This window comes from Amphritea sp. GJ51-11 (assembly GCF_055808735.1).
Window position 1 is genome coordinate 2,116,745 of record NZ_CM147881.1, and the last position, 20,600, is coordinate 2,137,344.

24 protein-coding genes are annotated in these 20,600 nt (G+C 49.4%); 3 read left to right on the plus strand and 21 right to left on the minus strand.

Annotated elements, in window-relative coordinates; translation table 11 throughout:
* Nucleotide 1: 1 nt before the first annotated feature.
* Nucleotides 2–556 (plus strand): chemotaxis protein CheW, encoded by a 555-nt coding sequence (locus AC0L4K_RS09280; protein WP_473269040.1) that lies wholly within the window; start codon nucleotides 2–4, stop codon nucleotides 554–556.
* A 53-nt stretch (nucleotides 557–609) separates the two neighbouring features.
* On the opposite strand, the gene AC0L4K_RS09285 is transcribed toward AC0L4K_RS09280, so the two are convergent.
* The 16 genes from AC0L4K_RS09285 to AC0L4K_RS09360 form a co-directional block, all read right to left on the minus strand.
* Nucleotides 610–1,014 carry a secondary thiamine-phosphate synthase enzyme YjbQ gene (locus tag AC0L4K_RS09285; RefSeq protein ID WP_473269042.1) on the minus strand — a complete coding sequence of 135 codons (405 nt, stop codon included), beginning with the start codon at nucleotides 1,012–1,014 and terminating at the stop codon, nucleotides 610–612.
* A gap of 87 nt (nucleotides 1,015–1,101) precedes the next feature.
* Complete coding sequence (locus AC0L4K_RS09290) at nucleotides 1,102–2,202, minus strand: malate dehydrogenase (protein WP_417223171.1); 1,101 nt, start codon at nucleotides 2,200–2,202, stop codon at nucleotides 1,102–1,104.
* Between the two features lie 146 nt (nucleotides 2,203–2,348).
* Nucleotides 2,349–3,251 carry a radical SAM protein gene (locus tag AC0L4K_RS09295; protein WP_473269043.1) on the minus strand — a complete coding sequence of 301 codons (903 nt, stop codon included), beginning with the start codon at nucleotides 3,249–3,251 and terminating at the stop codon, nucleotides 2,349–2,351.
* Complete coding sequence (locus tag AC0L4K_RS09300) at nucleotides 3,251–4,036, minus strand: TatD family hydrolase (protein ID WP_473269044.1); 786 nt, start codon at nucleotides 4,034–4,036, stop codon at nucleotides 3,251–3,253. The genes AC0L4K_RS09295 and AC0L4K_RS09300 overlap by 1 nt, the downstream gene beginning before the upstream one ends.
* A gap of 16 nt (nucleotides 4,037–4,052) precedes the next feature.
* Entirely contained in the window at nucleotides 4,053–4,403 is a 351-nt protein-coding gene (locus tag AC0L4K_RS09305) for a PilZ domain-containing protein (protein ID WP_417223164.1), read from the minus strand.
* Nucleotides 4,404–4,497: 94 nt separating this feature from the next.
* Nucleotides 4,498–5,517, minus strand: a complete 1,020-nt coding sequence (locus AC0L4K_RS09310) for a DNA polymerase III subunit delta' (protein ID WP_473269045.1) — start codon at nucleotides 5,515–5,517, stop codon at nucleotides 4,498–4,500.
* Nucleotides 5,514–6,149, minus strand: coding sequence for a dTMP kinase (gene tmk, locus AC0L4K_RS09315; RefSeq protein WP_473269046.1), 636 nt, complete (start codon nucleotides 6,147–6,149; stop codon nucleotides 5,514–5,516). Before tmk ends, AC0L4K_RS09310 begins: the two co-directional genes overlap by 4 nt.
* A gap of 42 nt (nucleotides 6,150–6,191) precedes the next feature.
* Complete coding sequence (gene mltG / locus AC0L4K_RS09320) at nucleotides 6,192–7,223, minus strand: endolytic transglycosylase MltG (protein WP_473269047.1); 1,032 nt, start codon at nucleotides 7,221–7,223, stop codon at nucleotides 6,192–6,194.
* On the minus strand, nucleotides 7,223–8,080 hold the full coding sequence (gene pabC / locus AC0L4K_RS09325) for an aminodeoxychorismate lyase (RefSeq protein ID WP_473269048.1): 858 nt from the start codon (nucleotides 8,078–8,080) through the stop codon (nucleotides 7,223–7,225). Before pabC ends, mltG begins: the two co-directional genes overlap by 1 nt.
* A gap of 42 nt (nucleotides 8,081–8,122) precedes the next feature.
* Nucleotides 8,123–9,361 carry a beta-ketoacyl-ACP synthase II gene (gene fabF, locus AC0L4K_RS09330; protein ID WP_417223151.1) on the minus strand — a complete coding sequence of 413 codons (1,239 nt, stop codon included), beginning with the start codon at nucleotides 9,359–9,361 and terminating at the stop codon, nucleotides 8,123–8,125.
* An 89-nt stretch (nucleotides 9,362–9,450) separates the two neighbouring features.
* Complete coding sequence (gene acpP / locus AC0L4K_RS09335; RefSeq protein ID WP_126160046.1) at nucleotides 9,451–9,684, minus strand: acyl carrier protein; 234 nt, start codon at nucleotides 9,682–9,684, stop codon at nucleotides 9,451–9,453.
* Nucleotides 9,685–9,843: 159 nt separating this feature from the next.
* Nucleotides 9,844–10,587, minus strand: a complete 744-nt coding sequence (fabG, locus tag AC0L4K_RS09340) for a 3-oxoacyl-ACP reductase FabG (RefSeq protein WP_215953060.1) — start codon at nucleotides 10,585–10,587, stop codon at nucleotides 9,844–9,846.
* A 24-nt stretch (nucleotides 10,588–10,611) separates the two neighbouring features.
* Nucleotides 10,612–11,544, minus strand: a complete 933-nt coding sequence (gene fabD, locus AC0L4K_RS09345; protein ID WP_473269049.1) for an ACP S-malonyltransferase — start codon at nucleotides 11,542–11,544, stop codon at nucleotides 10,612–10,614.
* 101 nt (nucleotides 11,545–11,645) lie between these two features.
* Nucleotides 11,646–12,683, minus strand: coding sequence for a phosphate acyltransferase PlsX (gene plsX, locus AC0L4K_RS09350; RefSeq protein ID WP_473269050.1), 1,038 nt, complete (start codon nucleotides 12,681–12,683; stop codon nucleotides 11,646–11,648).
* 2 nt (nucleotides 12,684–12,685) lie between these two features.
* Nucleotides 12,686–12,868, minus strand: coding sequence for a 50S ribosomal protein L32 (gene rpmF / locus AC0L4K_RS09355; RefSeq protein ID WP_091358877.1), 183 nt, complete (start codon nucleotides 12,866–12,868; stop codon nucleotides 12,686–12,688).
* An 18-nt stretch (nucleotides 12,869–12,886) separates the two neighbouring features.
* Nucleotides 12,887–13,402, minus strand: coding sequence for a YceD family protein (locus AC0L4K_RS09360; protein WP_473269051.1), 516 nt, complete (start codon nucleotides 13,400–13,402; stop codon nucleotides 12,887–12,889).
* Between the two features lie 121 nt (nucleotides 13,403–13,523).
* Here AC0L4K_RS09360 and AC0L4K_RS09365 point away from each other — a divergent pair, with 121 nt between their 5' ends.
* A complete protein-coding gene (locus AC0L4K_RS09365) occupies nucleotides 13,524–14,102 on the plus strand; it encodes a Maf family protein (RefSeq protein WP_473269052.1) in 579 nt (192 codons plus the stop codon).
* 25 nt (nucleotides 14,103–14,127) lie between these two features.
* On the opposite strand, the gene AC0L4K_RS09370 is transcribed toward AC0L4K_RS09365, so the two are convergent.
* From AC0L4K_RS09370 to AC0L4K_RS09390, 5 genes are all read right to left on the minus strand, one after another.
* The gene (locus AC0L4K_RS09370; RefSeq protein ID WP_473269053.1) at nucleotides 14,128–15,057 is read right to left on the minus strand and encodes a LysR substrate-binding domain-containing protein; all 930 of its coding nucleotides are present in this window, start codon (nucleotides 15,055–15,057) and stop codon (nucleotides 14,128–14,130) included.
* Between the two features lie 60 nt (nucleotides 15,058–15,117).
* Nucleotides 15,118–15,864 (minus strand): amino acid ABC transporter ATP-binding protein, encoded by a 747-nt coding sequence (locus AC0L4K_RS09375; protein WP_473269054.1) that lies wholly within the window; start codon nucleotides 15,862–15,864, stop codon nucleotides 15,118–15,120.
* A complete protein-coding gene (locus tag AC0L4K_RS09380) occupies nucleotides 15,857–16,810 on the minus strand; it encodes an amino acid ABC transporter permease (protein WP_417223133.1) in 954 nt (317 codons plus the stop codon). Before AC0L4K_RS09380 ends, AC0L4K_RS09375 begins: the two co-directional genes overlap by 8 nt.
* Before the next feature lie 246 nt (nucleotides 16,811–17,056).
* Nucleotides 17,057–17,863 (minus strand): transporter substrate-binding domain-containing protein, encoded by an 807-nt coding sequence (locus tag AC0L4K_RS09385; RefSeq protein WP_473269055.1) that lies wholly within the window; start codon nucleotides 17,861–17,863, stop codon nucleotides 17,057–17,059.
* 162 nt (nucleotides 17,864–18,025) lie between these two features.
* Nucleotides 18,026–19,243 carry a cystathionine gamma-synthase family protein gene (locus AC0L4K_RS09390; protein WP_473269056.1) on the minus strand — a complete coding sequence of 406 codons (1,218 nt, stop codon included), beginning with the start codon at nucleotides 19,241–19,243 and terminating at the stop codon, nucleotides 18,026–18,028.
* A 226-nt stretch (nucleotides 19,244–19,469) separates the two neighbouring features.
* On the opposite strand from AC0L4K_RS09390, the gene AC0L4K_RS09395 reads away from it, so the two are divergent.
* Nucleotides 19,470–20,387 carry a homocysteine S-methyltransferase family protein gene (locus tag AC0L4K_RS09395; protein ID WP_473269057.1) on the plus strand — a complete coding sequence of 306 codons (918 nt, stop codon included), beginning with the start codon at nucleotides 19,470–19,472 and terminating at the stop codon, nucleotides 20,385–20,387.
* The last annotated feature ends 213 nt before the right edge of the window (nucleotides 20,388–20,600 follow it).

The following is a 20,600-nucleotide window of genomic DNA, read 5'->3' on the forward strand; positions in this document are numbered from 1 at the left end:
TATGGGTCTTGAAGACGCAGCAGCACAACTACAGCAGATTCAGGCAGAGCTTAGTGCAAATGTGTATGATCTGCATAAAAAGAATGGCGAAAGCCAGGAAGACTATCGCAAATGGGCGACCTTTTCGATCGCCGATGAGATGTACGCTATCGATGTGATGCAGGTAAAAGAGGTGTTGCGTTTCACCGATATTACACCGGTTCCCGGCGCACGAGATGGCGTACTCGGCATCATCAATCTACGTGGTAGCGTGGTCACCGTGGTGAGTTCACGCACCCTATTCTGCCTAGACGACAAAGAGATCGATCAAAACACCCGCATTATTGTTGTTGAGTTTGATGATCAAGAAGTGATCGGCATTTTGGTGGATGGTGTTGATGAGGTCATCAACCTCCCGGAAAGCCAAACCGACCGAGCTCCTGGTGTGTTACGCGAAGATACCCAGCGACAGTTTGTTCAAGGCGTCTGCTACCGTGAAGAACAACTGATTATTCTACTAGATCTCGACAAGATGCTAGCCGGCTTTAAGCTGCAATCGGATGATTCGTCCGAGTAACACCTATCACTTCGGATATAAGGCCTAGCAGCGGGCCTTATTTTATCTACGTCTCAGCCAATGTGAACGACGATCTGTCTAAGCTGATGATGGTGGCGATGCTCCCAGCAAAACACTCCCTGCCAAGTTCCCAACATTAATCGCCCCTTATGAATCGGCAGCGATAATGTGGTAGCGGTTAACGCCGCTTTAATATGTGCCGGCATATCATCACGCCCCTCTGATAAGTGGGTATAGAGCGGATCACCCTCGGGCACGAGACGGTTGAGCCAATTCTCTAAATCATGTTGCGCGCTCGGATCCGCATTTTCCTGAATGGTCAGGCTAGCACTGGTATGCTGTATTAATAAACTACACAACCCATCTTGCACACCACTACGGCGCACAAGTCGATGGATCTCCTCGGTAAACTCGTACAACCCCTGCCCCTGAGTTGCAACACTGATTATATCGACCATGCTTTTCCATCCATTATAAAAAAAGCCCCGCCGGAGCAAACTGCTCGGACGGGGCTTACTGCGATACTTAGAATCATCACACCTAGATTAAAGCACCCGGTTGTTATTAAGAAACTTACTTTCTGGGCTTGGTCCGGTACCATCGGCGTAGAGCGTGACGCCGGATTTAAGACAGATAGTCAGATTCATATGGGATTCTTCGGTCTCTTTCGGCAACAGATGATTAACCACCGCTTTCTCTTCTAACAGTTCTAGCTCGGTGGCGGTCAACTGCTTGCGACTGAAATCACTGATATCTAACCCATGGACAATCTGATAGCGGCCATAATTACAACGTACTGGGAAGGAGAAGAACACACCCTTTTCGATACCATAACTACCATCACTGATAATGCCCATACTGACGATCTCACCTGGTTCGGTGCCCTGAGTCCAGTTATGCATCTGATCGACAATCGCTTGCGCCGCTGATGCCGCACTGGACAATCCTCGCGCCTTAATAATCTCGCTACCGCGCTCTTGCACCCGGGGTATAAACTCATCTCGATACCAAGCGGTATCAATCTGCCCCATCGCCGGCATACCAAATACCGTCGCATGATGAAGATCCGGGTACTGGGTGGGCGAATGGTTGCCCCAGATGATGATATTCTGAATATCACGGGCTGTGACCCCGCACTGACTGGCCAACATCCCTTTAGCGCGGTTATGGTCCAAACGGGTCAGACAGGTAAACTGAGAGGGGCTTAACTTAGGCGCATTGCGACTAGCGATCAGTGCATTGGTGTTCGCCGGATTGCCGGTAACCAAGACCTTAACATCGCGGTTGGCAAAATCGTTTAATGCTTTACCCTGACGAGCAAAAATTTCAGCATTCACTTCCAGTAGATCGCTGCGCTCCATGCCGGGCCCACGAGGACGTGCGCCAACCAGCAAGGCATAGTGACAATTACAGAAGCCATCTTCCACATTATCATGCAAGGTGATGGTGTGTAGCAGTGGATAGGCACAATCTTCCAGCTCCATGGCAACCCCCCGCAGCGACTCCATCGCCCCCGGTAGCTCAATCAACTGCAGAATTACCGGCTGATCCCTACCCATCATTTCGCCAGCAGCAATTTTAAACAATAGGCTATAACTAATGGCGCCTGCCGCGCCCGTTACCGCAATCCTGACCGGTCTTCTCATCATCTATTCCTTTTTATTATATACTTATGAAAGCACTATCTTAGACAAAAGTATAAAACAACGATTTTACGATGTAACTACTACTAGAGAACAAATCGTTATGCTGTTTAAGTATATCCTTAAACCCTAGATACCCGCGTCATCGATCACAAGCCTCGTTGGCTATCCTGTCGAAGAAACACTCGATCAGGCGTTTCGATTGCTCTGCGCAACTGTCTCAGCATGGTATCAAGGTCACGATTAAGCACCCCTTTCAACACTAAAAAGTTCGAGGCATGGTCGCTGCGAAAGATGGTTTTTTGCAATTTAAGCTGAGATAAAAACAGCTCCATCTCTTCAAATAACTGGCGTTGATTCAGTGCGGTAAAGTCGCCACCAAACCCCTCAGCCACCCGCTGATTACCCCGCCGAGAAAAAAGCACCAACGTTGCCAGATAATCAGGTTGTACCAAGTTAACTAGCTTGGCAGATGACAGTGCGTGCTGCTTGCTCATCCGCGTCCCACCGATGCCGTTGATCAACATAACCGAAGTTTTAATGCCGGCTTGTTTGGCTTTTAGCAGAGACTCAGCGGTCGTTTGCAAGGTTTCGCCTTTATCGATACAGCGCAACACCTCATCATCACCGCTTTCGGCACCGACATAAATCAAGGTTAAGCCGAGTTCGCGCAACTGCTGCAACTCCTCGACGGATTTATGCTTCAGGTTAGACGGCAACGCGTAAGCTGAGACCCGCGTCACATTAGGTAGATGAGTACGTATAGCGTCCAGTATTGTTTGTAAACGACGAAACGACAACACCATCGGATCGCCATCACCGAGAAAAACCCGCCGAACACCGGGGAGCTGCTGACCACAGCGGCGAATCTCTTCGAGCAGCTCGGCTTCACTCTTTAGCTTGAACTTCTTCTGTGGGTCGATGTACATTTCACAAAAGGTACAGCGATTCCAGCTGCAGCCATTGGTGACTTGTAAAATCAGTGAATTCGCTTCGCTGGGTGGCCGATAAACCGGTTCGATATAACTAACCGGCGGCATCTGCGTACTCATTAAGCGGTCGCAACCACTTTATTAAACATTCGCTCAAAGTTATGGCTGGTTATTTCAGCCACCTCTTCGATACGCAGCCCTTTAATGTCCGCCACGCATTGTGCCACTTCCACCACATACTGCGGCTCATTAGGCTTACCACGGTATGGTACTGGCGCCAGATAGGGGGAATCCGTTTCAATCAGTAGATTCTCCATCGGCACTTGGCGAACCACTTCGCGCAGCTCAGCCGCATTACGAAAAGTGATGATGCCGGAAAATGAGATCATATAGTTAAGATCCATTGCCTCACGCGCCATCTGCCAATTTTCAGTGAAGCAGTGCAACACCCCACCCACATCGGAGTCTGCATATTGGCGCAGCAACGACAGAGTATCTTCTCGGGCATCTCGGGTATGCACAATGACCGGCAAACGAGTGGCCGTTGAAGCCTTAAGGTGACGTATAAAGCTTTCTTGCTGCTGCGCAATCGTGTCCTGCTGATAATAGTAATCTAAACCGGTTTCGCCTAAAGCGACAACCCGAGGATCTGCTGCATAGGCGATAAGATCGTCTATCTCTGGCATCCCTTCGGCCACATGCAAAGGATGCACACCCGCCGAGGCGAATACATTATCGAACTGTTTAACGGTTTGCAGCATTTCGGGGAGTTGTTGTAACTCGATGGCAACACAGAGCATCCGAGAGACTTGTTTAGCGGCAGCGGCGTCCATCACCAACTGAAGATCATTATTGCGAACGGACAGATCCAGTCTGTCCAGGTGACAGTGGGAATCTACAAACATGGGAGGTAACTCTGAATTACATAGTATTGGTGCGTCTGCCGGAATTAAGCAGTGTCGCGACATAGGTTTCTATCTTAGAGATCAGGGTCGCATCATCCTGCGACAACTGAATACCGATACCGGGGATACGGCCACCCTGGGCTGCTCTTGGGGTAACCCAAACAACTTTACCGGTAACGGGAATCTTATCACTCTCATCAATCAGGCTCAGCAGCATAAATACTTCTTCGCCAAGCTGATAAGTGCGAGTTGTAGGTATGAACAGTCCGCCGTTCTTAATAAACGGCATATATGATTTATAGAGATCTTCCTTGGTCTCAATCGCCAGGGATAAAATCCCGTGACTCATGCGGGGTACAACTGACATGGGCCGTATAGCCTCCCTCGTACTTATTTCATCCTGATTCAGATGTGCTACATAGTACTATTGCTGACTGCTGCTGTATATCGTATCAGAACAGTTAGTTAGACCTAGGTAAAGCATACCATTCACTTAACAACTTCTCCATTAACAACTGCTTATTGGGGTTGCGACGAAACATCAAATCTTTACGCGCCGCCTGCACCTGATCAGCAAAGCCATAAAGTTTACGGCTACTGACCTTGCGCGCCACCGCTACAAGCATATTGCGAGCATCAGTATGACGCAACAGATCCGGGTCAGCCTCACTCTCAGCCGCACGAGCAATATCCACAACCCAGCTATAGATCCAACCCAGTAACAATTCCAGATCTTCCCGATAGAGTGACTGCGCCACCTCAACCGAACTACTACGGTTTTTCAAGATATCTGCCAGCCCTTTTAACACCTTGGCGCGCAGGCCCAACAGGTCATCCTGTTTATAGGCCAGCGCTTGCAGGGGGGAATTATGGGCAATCACCAATAGTTGAGCGGCTTCCCCAGCGTCAACCCCTAGCTGGGTAGATACCCACTGGGTCGCCAAAGCATGATCCGCCGGAGGCATATCAACCCGCTGACAACGGCTCTTGATAGTCGGCAGCATCTGCCCCAGCCGATGGGTTAGCAGCATAATAAGGGTATTCGAACCCGGCTCTTCAAGCATTTTCAGCAATGCGTTAGAAGCATTAATATTCATGCTGTCGGCAGGATCTAGAATCACTACGCGATAGCCACCCTGCTGCGCCGTCGAGTAAATAAATGTGGTTAATTCACGAATTTGATCGATCTTAATCGGCTTGCCCGGCTCATCCGGTTTGAGCTGATAGAGATCTGGATGTCCGCCACTGCCGGTCAGTTCACAGCTACGACAATGACCGCAAGCAACACCGTTGTGCGGCTCACGACAGAGTACATAGTTTGCCAAGGCCATCGCAAAACAGGCTTTACCGATCCCCTCAGGGCCATTAATCAGCAACGCATGGGGGAAACGATTTTGTGCTTTGAGTTCCAGTAGATATTCCCAACGCCCTTTTAGCCAAGGCAGCACCATCGCCCGGTCTTGCCAAAGATCATCGCTCACTGAGCTTGCTCCTGAAGGTAGTGTTCCAATACGCTAGCGATCTGCGCTTGCACTTGCTCAAGTGTGCCAGAAGCGTCTATAACTGCAAAGCGTTGCGGGTCGGCAGCAGCACGTTCAAGATAAGCATTACGCACCTGCTCAAAAAAAGCCATGCGTTCGTTTTCAAAGCGATCTAACTCACCCCGTTCACGGGCGCGTGCCAAACCGATCTCGACCGGCAGATCCAACAAAATAGTCAAATCTGGCTGCAAGCCACGCTGCACCATAGTCTCTAGCAGTGTGATCATCCCTTTACTTAAACCCCGACCGCCGCCTTGATAAGCAAAGGTGGCATCGGTAAAACGATCACACAGCACCCAGCGATCTGCATCCAACGCTGGCCGGATCACCGTTTGCAGGTGCTGTGCCCGGGCAGCAAACACCAATAACAGCTCGGCATCATCTGCCACCACTTCATCACGATTGGCCAACAGCAACTCACGCACCTCTTCAGCCAAGGGTGTGCCGCCGGGCTCACGGGTTAGTTGATAGTCTATCTGATGTTGCTGCAAAACAGATTCTATAAACCGCAAGTTGGTAGACTTACCTACCCCTTCGGTGCCCTCGAGTGTGATAAAACGGCCTGAACTCATGTTTTCACTCATATTATCTAATGATTAGGCTAGGCTTTAGCCTTAGCTTCCCGGGCTCGAGCGATAGTCACTACGGCGGCGCAACTGGTACTCTCGGACCGCCTTATTGTGATCTTTCAAGGTAGCAGAAAACTGATGACTACCATCACCCTTGGCGACAAAATATAACCACTTACCCTCATCCGGGTGCAGTGCGGCTTGAATAGCATCACGCCCGACCATCGCAATGGGTGTCGGCGGCAAACCACTAATGGTATAGGTGTTGTATGCGGTGGGCTTACGAAGGTCTGATCGACGAATATTACCCTGATAACGATCCCCCATACCATAGATGACGGTAGGGTCTGTTTGTAGCTTCATCCCTTTTTTCAAGCGCTGCACAAATACGCCAGCAATCAGCGGCCGCTCACTCGCTTTAGCGGTTTCTTTTTCAACAATAGAAGCCATAATTAAAGCCTCATATGCTGATGAATACGGCAGCGCTTTAGCCTTACCTAGCCAAGCTTTATCAAGTTCCGCTTGTAGCAGCGCATGAGCCCGTTTTAGCAAGTCAGCATCACTCATACCACGATGAAACTGATAGGTATCGGCCAAAAACATCCCTTCAGGGTGCTTTCCTTCCAGCCCCAACGCAGTCATTATTTGCGCATCGGTCTTATCGGCGAAGGTGTTTTTGATATTAGGATTGGATTCAAGAGAGGCACGTAACTGTTTGAAAGTAAGACCTTCTATTACCGTAAACTTATAGGATAGCGTCTTACCCTCTATCATCTGCAGCACTAACGTACGCGGGGTCGTGCCGGGTACAATCTCATATTCACCCGCTTTCAGTAGATGCCCCACTTTCTTTAATCGGATAAAGAATGAGAACCAGTCGGGCTTATCTAACATACCCTCAGCAGCAAGTTGGCCGGCAAATCGACTAAAACTACTGCCGGGCTCGACCATCACAATTTTTGCTTGCGATAGGTTTAGCGGGCTATCTAGATAAGACTGCAAAGAACGCCACCCGCCATAAGCAAGTGCAACCACAACCAGCAAGGTAATCAGAAAAGAGACAACGACTTTACGCACTAATAAATTCCTTCAGCAGACAGGCTCGTCTGCAAACACTGGGTAATCGGCCCAATGGGCCACCTTGACTGACGCTGATCGGCCAGAGTGCATTGAATCACCGGCCAGATCGCAATAACACTGTTACAGACAAAGACTTCATCCGCCTGACAGAGCGAACCCAAGGTAAACAAGCCCTCCTCTAACGGGATACCCTGCTGTTTAGCGAGGCGTATAAGCTGTTCGCGGATAATGCCTTTGACACCACATCGATCAAGCTGAGGGGTGTAGAGCACCCCATCACGACACCAGAACAGATTACTCATCGTGCCTTCTACTAGATAACCTTCGGTGTCCAGTACTAAGCCTTCTCGAATGTCGGGGGCCGACCATTCAGACCGCGCCAACACCTGCTCTAAGCGATTCAAATGTTTAATGCCGGCCAGTTGTGGCGCAATCGCCAATCTCGTCTGACACAGCCGTACCGCAACACCATTCGCCGATGGCTGATCAGGGTAGCTAGGAAATGCATTCAGCTGCAGGATTCGATTGATCGATACGCCAGCATCCACCGCATAACCACGGCCACCGCAACCTCGAGTAACGGTGATTTTGAGCACTTGGCGTTCAGGCAGGGTAGATTGTTTCGCCAGCAGTATCGCTAGATCGGCTAATAAAATCTGTTCAATATTATCCATTAAGGGGATTAAAAGACGCTCAGCACCCGCTTTGAGACGGTTAAAATGAGCCTGCCAAGCGATTGGCTGACCCTGCTGCAGGGTAATCGTTTCAAATAAACCATGGCCGTAGGCTAGCCCCCGGTCGGCAACCGGAAGTGACTGTTCAAGCAAACCATTGATAAGTGTGGTGGGCGGCATAAAAAACAGAAAAGCGGGTGCGCCGATAGCGCACCCGTCTCATCAGATCTTACGGAAGACTAAGGTACCGTTGGTACCACCGAAACCGAAAGAGTTGGATACCGCAGCCTCAATAACAGCCTCTTGAGCCGTATGCGCTACGTAGTTCAGATCACAACCTTCAGATGGGTTATCCAGGTTGATCGTCGGTGGCGCTACCTGATCACGTATCGCCAGTACTGAGAAGATAGCTTCGACAGCACCTGCAGCACCCAGCAGATGACCAATCATCGATTTAGTCGAACTCATACGCACCTGCTCTGCTGCATTACCCAACACCAGTTTAGCGGCATTAGATTCAGCGATATCACCCGCCGGTGTCGAGGTACCATGAGCATTGATGTAATTAATTTGCTCAGGGTTAAGGCCCGCGTCTCTGACAGCATTCGACATCGACATTGCAGCACCTTTGCCATCAGCCGGTGGTGAGGTCATATGATAGGCATCATCACTCATACCAAAGCCAACGAGTTCAGCATAGATATTAGCGCCGCGAGCCTTCGCTGATTCGTACTCTTCGAGCACCACAACGCCCGCACCATCACCCAGCACAAAGCCATCACGATCACGATCCCATGGACGGCTAGCCGCCTGCGGATCATCGTTACGGGTCGAGAGTGCTCGCGCAGCAGAGAAACCACCGACACCCAAAGGTGTGGTTGCCATCTCGGCACCGCCCGCGATCATCACATCCGCATCGCTGTTCTGAATCATCCGCGCCGCAAAACCAATATTATGGGTACCGGTTGTACACGCCGTAGTAATGGCAATATTTGGCCCTTTAAAACCATATTTAATCGCCAAATTACCGGAGATCATATTGATGATACTACCGGGCACAAAGAACGGTGAAATCCTCCGTGGGCCGCTTTTGTTAAGCGTATCGTGGGTCGCCTCAATCATCGGCAAACCACCAATACCCGAACCAATGGCTACACCGATACGGGGGGCATTCTCTTCAGTCACATCCAGCTCGGCATCTTCAACAGCCTGAATCGCTGCAACCATACCGTACTGAATGAACAGATCCATTTTCCGTGCATCTTTCGAGGTCATGTAACCGTCAAGATCTAGCCCTTTAATCGGGGCAGAAAAACGAGTACCGAACGACGTCGTATCAAAGTGGGTAATGTTAGCCACGCCACTTTTACCGTTAAGAATGCTGGTCCATGTCTCCTGGACAGTGTTACCGACCGGGGTCAGCATACCCATGCCTGTAACAACGACTCTTCTCCGAGACATTAAAATCCTCCTGGGTTACCGGTATAACAAAAGAAAAGCCGCACTATATCACTATAGTTGCGGCTTCTCGGTAGTCTGGTGCGAGTCGATTACTGGTGTGCGTTGATGTAATCGATTGCCAGTCTAACAGTGGTGATTTTCTCTGCTTCTTCATCAGGAATTTCAGTTTCGAATTCCTCTTCCAGAGCCATAACAAGCTCTACAGTATCCAGAGAGTCTGCACCAAGGTCTTCAACAAAAGAAGCATCGATAGTCACTTCTTCTTCTTTAACACCCAGCTGTTCAGCAATGATTTTCTTTACGCGATCTTCGATGTTGCTCATAACTCTTCCTATTGTTTATCGACATCCACATCCGAAGATGTGAACAGGGATTTTATTAGAATCCGCCGCTATGGATCAAGCCTGACGGCGATATTTCTCCAGTGAGCTGCGGCTCATTATCAACACTTTTACAGAAAAAACAATTCCTCAGGGAAAACTTTATGACATATACATGCCGCCATTGACATGAATCGTGTCTCCGGTCACATATCCGCCGGCATCACTGGCTAAAAAACCAACAACAGCGGCGACTTCTTCAGGCTGCCCTAAGCGACCCATTGGAATCTGTTTTTGTAATGCTACTTTGTGTTCTTCCGGTAACCCACTAGTCATATCGGTATCGATAAAACCAGGCGCCACACAGTTGACGGTGATATTGCGGGAGCCGACTTCACGGGCCAGCGCCCGACTGAAACCTTCCATACCCGACTTAGCAGCAGCGTAGTTAGCCTGCCCAGCGTTGCCCATAGAGGCAACCACTGATGAAACATTAATAATACGGCCCCAACGCGCTTTGGTCATGCCGCGCAAACAGCCTTTCACCATTCGATATACGGACGTTAGGTTGGTATTCATCACAGAATCCCACTCTTCCTCTTTCATCCGCAACATGATGTTATCCCGGGTGATACCCGCATTATTGACGATGATAGCAACAGGGCCAAACTGCTCTTGCACTGCTTTTAGTACACCATCAACTGACTCACTTGAGCCTACATCAAGACATAAACCTGCACCTTTTACGCCCGCTTCCTGAAGGTAATCAGTGATTGAAGCTGCGCCTTTATCACTGGTCGCAGTGCCAACAACAACAACACCTTGACGCCCCAGCTCTAACGCAATCGCTTTACCGATCCCTCGAGTAGCACCGGTAATCAGCGCAACTTTGCCTTCGATACTCATAATCTGTTTCCTTTAATTCAGAGATTAAGCGCTCAGCGCCTTCTCAAGACCTGCAGGGTCATTAATGGCGGCAACTACCAGACTGCGCTGAACTTTCTTATTCAGCCCTGACAGCACCTTCCCAGGCCCACACTCAACCGTGCGTTCAACACCCTGCTCAATCATATTTTGTACAGAGTCCGTCCATAAAACTGGACTATACAGCTGTGCCAACAAATTTTCGACCAGCTCAGCAACACTCGTTGGCGCTTTAGCGGTAAAATTCTGAATAACCTGCACCGACGGCAGCTTAATATCTATATTCTTTAACTCAGCGGCCATCTGTTCAGCCGCAGGCTTCATCAGTACGCAGTGGGATGGCACACTAACCGGCAGCGGTATTGCACGCTTCGCACCGGCCGCTTTACAGCCTTCCATCGCCCGCTCAACAGCTGCTTTATTGCCCGCAATAACAACCTGTCCGGGACAGTTAAAGTTAACCGGTGATACAACCTCATCACCCGCTGCCGCTTCACAGACCGCCGCAATGGCCTCATCGGCTAAACCGAGTATCGCCGCCATAGCACCCGTACCCGCAGGCACCGCTTGCTGCATAAACTCACCACGCAACTTAACAAGATTAACCGCATCTTTGAAGTCAATCGCACCAGCACACACCAGCGCTGTATATTCACCAAGACTATGACCCGCCATCAACACAGGCAGATCACCGCCTTGCTGTTGCCAGAGACGCCATAACGCTACACCCGCAGTGAGCAAAGCAGGCTGGGTACGATCAGTTTGATTTAGATCAACTTCAGGACCATCTTGAGTCAATGCCCAAAGATCATATCCCAGCACATCGGATGCTTCAGCGAAGGTTTCCTGGATAACAGAATGTTCAGCTGCTAGCTCAGCTAGCATGGCCAGATGTTGCGAGCCCTGACCGGGGAAAACAAAAGCGAGGGGTTGTGGCATTATTACCTCAATATACAGATAAACGCATAACAATTTAAAGGACGTAGTTTACAGGATTCGCAATGAATTAAAACGATTGTCTTACAGATCAAGCATTTCCGTTAACTATCGGTGATATGTGATTCCAGTTGTCGATTAATACTACCGGGCACATCCATTATCACTTCGGCGACGGCTTGATCGATCGCATAGCCAAAACATTCACGATTAGCCGAGCCATGACTCTTGACCACAATCCCTTGCAAGCCTAACAAACTAGCACCATTACGACGGGCCGGATCAATGTGCGCCCGAATCTCTTCCAAAACAGGCTTAGCTAACCACGCCATCAACTTACGCCGCAGCGAACGACTAAAGCTACGCTTAAGTTGCTGCCCGATCAAACGCGCAACCCCCTCACTGCTCTTTAGCGCGATATTGCCGACAAAGCCATCGCAAACCACAACATCCACTTTACCAGTGAAAATATCACCGCCCTCAATAAAACCATGGTAATTCAAGCCACCATGTTCGCGAATAAGACGGGATGCCAACTTTACCTGCTCATTACCCTTAATCTCTTCAGCACCGACATTTAGCAACCCCACACGGGGCTCCGCAATGCCTTCAACCGCACTGGTCATGACCGATCCCATGATAGCGAACTGCAAAAGATGCTCAGCACTACAATCGACATTAGCGCCTAGATCGAGCATATAGCTAACACCATCAACAGAGGGAATCGCAGTGATAATGGCGGGCCGATCAATACCCGGCAACATTTTTAAGGTAAATCGCCCTAATGCCATCAATGCACCCGTATTTCCGGCACTGACACAAGCTTGCGCCTGCCCTTCAGCAACCTGCATAATCGCTCGATACATTGAAGTATCGCGACGTTTACGCAGCGCGTAGGAAGGCCGTTCATCACAACCGATGACTTTTTCAGCATTAATAGTAGAGATACGTGAAGACAGTGTTTTATCAGAGCTCTTAGCTAGCGCTTGACTTAACAGGGGTGTGAGAACTTCTTGCTGACCTACTAATTGCAGAGTCAGACGAGGATGACGCTTTAACGCATCAACTGAGGCAGGAATAACAACGCGGGGACCGAAGTCCCCGCCCATCGCGTCAACCGCGATGCAAATGCTGTCAGACAATCTTACTCGTCGTCTTGCTGTGCAACAACCTGCTTACCACGGTAGAAACCATCAGCACTTACGTGATGACGACGGTGAGTTTCACCAGTGGTTGCTTCTACTGAAAGAGTTGGGTTGCCCAGTGCATCGTGTGAACGACGCTGACCGCGACGTGAACGAGTTACTTTGCTCTTTTGTACTGCCATGGGTATATAGCTCCTATTTCACTTATCAGCCTTCAGTGAGGCTAATACACTGAAAGGGTTCGGTTTATCAGTTTCATTGTCAGTCGTCACCTCGTCACCGAAGGATGTCTGCACACTGCAATCGTCATGGTATGGCACGATAGGAAGCGATAAAATCAACTCTTCCTCGACCATTGGAAACAATTCCAGATCATCTCCCGCTACAATCAAAGAATCATAGTACCTGGGTAGATTTTTTGCATGCTCCTCGGTGGGAGCGACAGCCAAATTGAACTTAGCTTCGACTTCGATCTCAACTGGCTCAAGACAGCGTTGACAGGTCATAGAGACCTTAGCGTCAGCGGTGCCCTTAATTGTACGGATGCGCAATTCATCAGTATCAAACTGCAGATCAACTGATACTTTACCCTGCTTATCGGCCAGCATTGTAGCCAGATTCGGCAGCAGAGCAAGCTCGGCGTCACCTTGTATCCGTACTCCCCGATCAGCAAGCTTACGCGGGTCAATTTTCTTTGGTAATGGGGCGTTCGACATAAGCGCGCAATTCTAGGGATCAAAAGCCAGTCTGTCAAAGGAAATAAGGCTTTAAAAGGTAAAAAAACACGCTAATATCTGCAACTTAACATAACCTCTACTGTTTTGGAGAAATTGGGGCATGACACAGCTAATTTTAGCGTCCAGTTCACCTTTCAGAAAAGCCATTCTGGATAAGCTCAACCTCAACTACCAAGCCGTCTCGCCCGATATTGACGAAACTCGACTGGAAACCGAAACCCCGAATGACTATGTCGCACGTCTGGCCCGTCAGAAAGCGCAAGCATTGCAAGTAAGCTTCCCTAATGCATTAATCATCGGTTCGGATCAAACAGCCATCATTAACGGCGAAACCATTGGCAAGCCCGGCGACTACCGAACCGCTTACCAACAGCTCTCCGCTGCATCAGGGCAAAGGATTACCTTTCTTACCGGCTTAAGCCTACTGAATAGTCGTACCGGCGAGTGCCAAACCGAGGTCGTGCCTTTTCATGTACACTTTCGTGACCTGACCCCGGCGATGATTGATAACTACCTTAACACTGAGCAACCTTATAGCTGCGCCGGTAGTTTTAAATCCGAAGGACTGGGCATTGCCCTGTTTGAAAAACTCGAGGGCGATGACCCAAACACATTGATCGGTCTGCCGCTGATCCGCTTAATTCGAATGTTGGAAAAGCAGGCCATCACCATCATCTAGTGCCGCCCGGTCTTATGACGGCAGCTTAGGAAAACACTTCACCGTTGAGTGTGCCCTTTAGGTGGTAAACCGGACGGGTTGCCTGCTCCACGAGCCAGGAGGCAAATAGCTCGGCATCAGGAGGTAACTCGATGCCAGAACGGCGCACCAAGTAAAAAGACTCACTGGCCTCGACCCGATGAGTCAACGGTGCCACTAAGCGCCCTTCAAGCAAGAGGTCTTCGACCATCGAAGAGCGCCCAAGTGCAATCCCCTGACCGAGCTCAGCAACCCGCAGCGATGCCAGCAGGGTATCAAACTGCATGCCGCGTGAGGGGTCAACTCGCTCCTCGCCCACCATAGACAACCAATAACCCCAACCCTCTTCATACCCGAGCACATGCAATAAGGTATGCTGAGCAAGGTCAGCCACCTCATGAAGCGGATGTCGAGCGGCTAAATCTGGCGAACAGACCGGAAACAGCTTATCCCAGGTCAGACGGTGATTAATCAGCCCCGGCCAGCCTCCATTGCCCCAACGGATCTCTAAATCATCCTCATCATCGATATCCTTGACCCAGAGATTACTGATATAGCGGATATCGATTTGTGGGTAGCGGGCCTTGAAGTCGGTCAAGCGCGGTGCCAGCCAATGAACAAAAAATGACAGACTACCGCGGATTTTAATGGGCGTTTGTTCACGCTGACTAAAGAGTTCACTCGTACCTGCGGCTAATCGAGAGATCGCATCTTGCACTACCGGCAGATACGACTGTCCCTCCTCTGTCAGGCTCAATCCACGCGGCAAACGCTTAAATAGGGTAACGCCAATATGATCCTCTAACAGGCGCATCTGCTGACTAACAGCCCCCTGCGTCAGACAGAGTTCTCGGGCCGCATGGGTAAAGTTCAGACAACGCGCAGAGGCTTCAAAGGTACAGAGCCAATTTAATGGGGGTAACGCTTTATGGTGCACTGCCACCTCCTTTAGATCACCGGAACCACGGTCACCCAGCTGCCTTTAAGACAACACCTGTTAAGACAACACCTGTCCGAGAAAACGCTGCAAACGGGTATTGGTAGAGTTAAAGAAGCGTTCAGGCTGTTCTTCAAACACCAGCTCTCCCTCTTCCATAAACACCACACGATCAGCCACTTCTCGGGCAAAGCCCATCTCATGGGTAACCACCACCATCGTCATGCCATCAGCAGCGAGGTTTTTCATCACATCCAGCACCTCACCGACCATTTCCGGGTCGAGCGCACTGGTCGGTTCATCAAACAACATGATATCAGGCATCATAGCCAACGCCCGAGCAATCGCAACGCGCTGCTGCTGGCCACCGGAAAGGTGGGAGGGGAAATTATCCATGCGTTCAGCTAGGCCGACTTTATACAGCAGCTCACGCCCCTCTTCTTCCGCTTGCTGGCGAGTTTTCTTCAGCACTTTAAGAGGCGATAACATGACGTTACCTAATGCCGTTTTGTGCGGAAAGAGGTTGAATGATTGAAACACCATCCCTACTTTCTCACGCACGCGATTGATATTGGTTTGTTTGCTGGTGAGATCAAAGCCATCAATGACAATCGAACCATCTGAGATCGTTTCTAACTGATTAAGAGTGCGTAAAAAAGTCGATTTTCCGGAGCCACTCGGGCCGATAATCACCACCACTTCCCCCTGCTTGACGGTGAGCGACACCTGTTTGAGTGCATGGCAGCCATTGGGGTAGATCTTATCGACGGCGGTAGCTACGATAATATTTTCACTTACATTAGTCACTGGCAGCTAACCTCTTTTCTAGCTTTTGAATGGCCCAAGAAAGCCCCCCGGTTAACACCAAATAAAGCAACGCAACGGCAAACCATACTTCGAAGGGGGCAAACGTAGAGCTAACCACTTCACGGCCCGCCTTAGTCAAATCGGTAATCGAGATCACCGACACCAACGAGGAATCCTTGATCAGATTGATAAACTGACCCGCCATCGGTGGCAAGGTCCGCTTGAAAGCCTGCGGTAAAATCACGTAAATCATCGCCTGCACATAGTTCATCCCTAAACTGCGGGCCGCTTCCATCTGTCCCGGATTAATAGACTGAATACCTGAGCGTACGATCTCGGCAATATAAGCACCGGTAAATACCGCTAATGCGGCCACCCCGGCGGTGAAACGATCTAAATCGAGCACCGTACCGATAAAGAAATAGAAGATGAAAATCTGTACCAATAAAGGGGTACCGCGCACCAGCTCTATGTAGGTAATCGATAGATAGCGTAGCGCGGGATTAGAAGAGATGCGCGCCAATCCGGTAAACAGACCAATAATCATAGCGAACACTAATGACACAACCGATAGCTTTAGGGTCATAATCAACCCCCATGCGAGTGGGCCAAGGTTCCAGTGGGCTTGTTCGGCGACAATATCTCCTTCAAATACACTGTCGCCCTCATCTACGCTCAGCTGATCAAACGCCTTAATCACAAAAGGGTCATCGCCATAATCCGATTCAATCACGATACGCTGATGCTGCTCATCAACCGTCATCACCGTGCCATCAAAGGGGGCGCGGATCTCTAAGGGTTCGACACTGACAAGATACTGAGGAATACGTTCCCAGCGCCAAGTGTAATCAATGCTCTTACTGGACGCATAAATGCCAAAGCCTAAACCAAGCATAATTAGGATAAACACCGCTTTCCAAAAAAACTGGCTACGTTGCGTTTGCATTACAGAGTTATTCCCCATCGTTTACTACTTCGAATCACCATTAACGTCATGATGAGCGCAAAACCGTTTCACTAATATTATTGACGCCAAACCAACGCTCTTTATCTATGCGCTAATATCATTTCAACCCCGATATTTATCACGCAGCTAAAGATCGCTGACTAAGAGGTGGTGGGTAACGCATCACCGCGTCCCACCTAATAAGATATGCTTTAACCGAACGATTTTATGGCTTAGCACTCAGGCTTACTGAACGGCTTTAAGCCAAGCATCGTTGACAAACCATTTTTTGTAGAACTTATCATAACTACCATCGCCTTTAATCTGCGCGATGTAATTATTCAGGAAGTTGAGAAAATCAGGATCACCTTTGCGTACCGCCATACCTAAAGGCTCATAAGTGAAGGACTGATCAAGATGAAGCACCTTGCCCATATTCTGAGAAGCATAAATGGCATTGTATGGCAGGTCGTAAACAAAGGCATCGGCGTTGCCATTAATCACTTCCAAAGCCGCTTCGGATTCTGTTTCATAGAGATTCAATTTAGCTTTGCTCATATACTTTTTAGTGGCGTAATCCGAGGTCGCACCGAGCTTAGTGGTGACCCGATATTTCTCATCATTCAGATCTTTATAGCTTTTAACATCATCCTTCAACGCAGGGTTCAGCAAAATAGTCTGACCAACCACGATGTACGGGTCGGTAAAGTTAACTTTTAAGTTACGCTCTGGGGTAATGGTCATGCCGGAAATGATCATGTCGCACTTGCCCGTCAGCAGTGCGGGGATAATGCCATCCCAAGCGGTATTGCGCAGGTCCAGCTTCACGTCCATCGCTTTGGCCATCGACTTAGCGATATCGACATCAAAGCCAACAATGTCACCTTTCTTATTGCGCATATCGAACGGCATATAACCGGCTTCGACACAGACCTGCAACTCACCCCGTTGCAATACTTTATTTAGGGCCGACTCATCCCATAGATCGGTCGCCGATGCGCTCCCCGTTCCTGCTACAAAAATCATGGCGGCTGCCGTTATACACTTTTTCATATCAACATCTCTCATTGTGAAGCTGTTTATTTATCATCGACGAATCTTTACCCAGCCGGAGCAGCTCGAAAGCCGGCTATTTTAACGACTTTCGTTGGTTTTAGCACCCGCATAGCGCCGCTAAAAATCGATGTTATGTCAATCGTTATCGTTGCTCCATCGTTACGCTTGCTGCTTTCGCACATGCGCAAACGCCTGTTGCAGATCACCTATCAAATCCTCTATCTCTTCAATGCCCACCGATATCCGCACTAAACCTTCGGAGATCCCTAGGACTAAACGCTCCTCTAGCGTATTTTCCACATGGCTGGTGGTTCTGGCAGGACCGTAAATGGTTTCGACCGCCCCCAAATTGCCTGCACAGTGAGCATATTTAAGCTGCGGCAATAGTTGTTTAACGGTATCCATGCCGCCATGCACCACAAAACTCACGATGGCACCAAACCCTTTCATCTGCTCGCAGGCAATCGCATGATGCGGATGATCGGATAATCCCGGATAGTTCACGGATGCCACTAACGGTTCAGTTTGTAAATATTCAGCGATTATTTGGGCACTGCTCTGCTGCTGGCGGATCCGTAACGCCAGCGTCTTAATACCCCGGATAATCATATAAGCCGCAAACGGGTCTAGAATCGCCCCGTTAATCTCACGATAATGACGCACCTGGCTCACCAATGGTTCAGCACCACAGACAAGTCCCCCAAGAACATCGCCATGCCCGCTGAGAAACTTAGTCGCACTGTGTAGCACCAGATCAACCCCAAGAGAAAGCGGCTGCTGATTAAGCGGCGTGGCAAAGGTGTTATCGGCGATCACCAAAGCTCCTACCGAACGCGCAGCTTTAACCAAGCGTTTAATATCAATGATTTTCAACGTGGGATTGGTCGGGGTTTCGAGATACAGCACATCACAGCCCTGTGCAATCTGCCGCTCAATCTCGTCATGATCACCGGTGTCACACAAACTGACACTGACGCCCATGCGCGGCAAAAACTCTTCAAAAATTTTATTCGTGCCGCCGTAGCTATCCTTAGTTGAAACCACCCGTTTGCCATTAGATAAAAAGGTATAGAGCACACTACTAATGGCGGCCATGCCACTACTGAAAGCAACCGCTGACTCGGCATGTTCGAGGGCGCATAACTTCGCTTCCAATGCTTCCACCGTAGGGTTGCTCATACGGCTATAAATAAATCCTGGGGCCTCGCCAAGGGCAACGTTATACCAGTGATCAATATCGTCATAACAGTGAGCGGCACTGGTAACAATCGGCACTTGGGTCGCATTGTAAGGGTACTTAACCGATTCACCACCCCAGACAGCGTTAGTGGCGGCACCCATCTGATCAGGCGTATTCCCAGAGGCATTGTGTTTCATTCAGGCTACTCATATCAAATAAACAGGGGGATCATATCTGCCGACAAAATCCATAGTCACACTAATATAGCCAAAAGCGGAATGCCCTAGTAGTTATCTAATCTGCGGCTTAGGGTCGCTTTTTTTAATGGCTAATAACTAAATAGTCGGATTCGGGATAAATCCTTGAATCCCCCCTCGGGGGCGCTAGAATTGCGTCAATATTGAATCGATGGAAACAGGCACTATGAATATGGTCACGATACTTGATGGTGGAATGGGTAGAGAGCTCGAACGTCGAGGCGCGCCGTTTAAACAACCTGAATGGTCAGCATTAGCCATGATGGATGCACCCGATATTGTTAAAGAAGCCCATAAGGCCTTTATCGATGCCGGCTCGAAAGTCATCATTACCAACAGTTACGCGCTAGTTCCTTTCCATATTGGCGATGACCGTTTTAAAGCACAGGCGAGCACATTGGCAGAACAGTCCGCCATCGTTGCTCAGCAAGCGGTAAGCGAGTCGGGTCAGAGCGATGTATTGGTCGCGGGCTCCTTGCCGCCACTATTTGGCTCCTACCGCGCCGGCCTATACCAACCAGAACAGGCCGAATCGATTGCCTTACCTTTGATTCAGGCGATGAATCCCCATGTCGACCTGTGGCTCAGTGAAACTCAAAGCCTCATTGAAGAAGCGCTGTGTGTTAAAGCACTGGTTGACCGTATCGATAGCGCCCATAAGCCCTACTGGGTTTCCTTTACGCTTGAAGACGCAGAAGTTACCGAACAGCCTTTACTGCGTTCCGGTGAAACGGTGGTGGCTGCCGTTGAGGCTATGGTCGAAGCCGGTGTAGATGCCATCCTCTTTAACTGTAGCCAGCCGGAAATCATCACCGATGCGATTAAACTGACTAAAGAGACGCTAGCCAATACCCCCTCAGCACAGGCACGAGCCATTAAAGTTGGGGCCTACGCGAATGCTTTCCCACCGCAAACTAAAGATGCTACTGCAAATGATGGACTCGATGAGTTACGGGATGATTTAACCCCTAGCAACTATCTGCAATGGGCGCAGCAATGGCATGCACTGGGAGCAGAATTGATCGGCGGGTGTTGTGGTATTGGCCCAGAACATATCGAAGTATTAAGTAAAAATCTCAACTAATACCGAGTAACCTGCATGTCTACCGATCATGGTTGGGCATGCATTGAGCACAGCAAAGGTCAGCCTAACCAAAAGGGCCTTTGCTTTATGCTTCTGCATTATTTTCAAGCAACACGCTAATAGCTAATACCCCCCAAATCCACTGATTCGCATCTAAAGGTATCAACATACACTACTTTTTAGCGCGGCCTAGTTTAAAAACGCCCTCTTCTC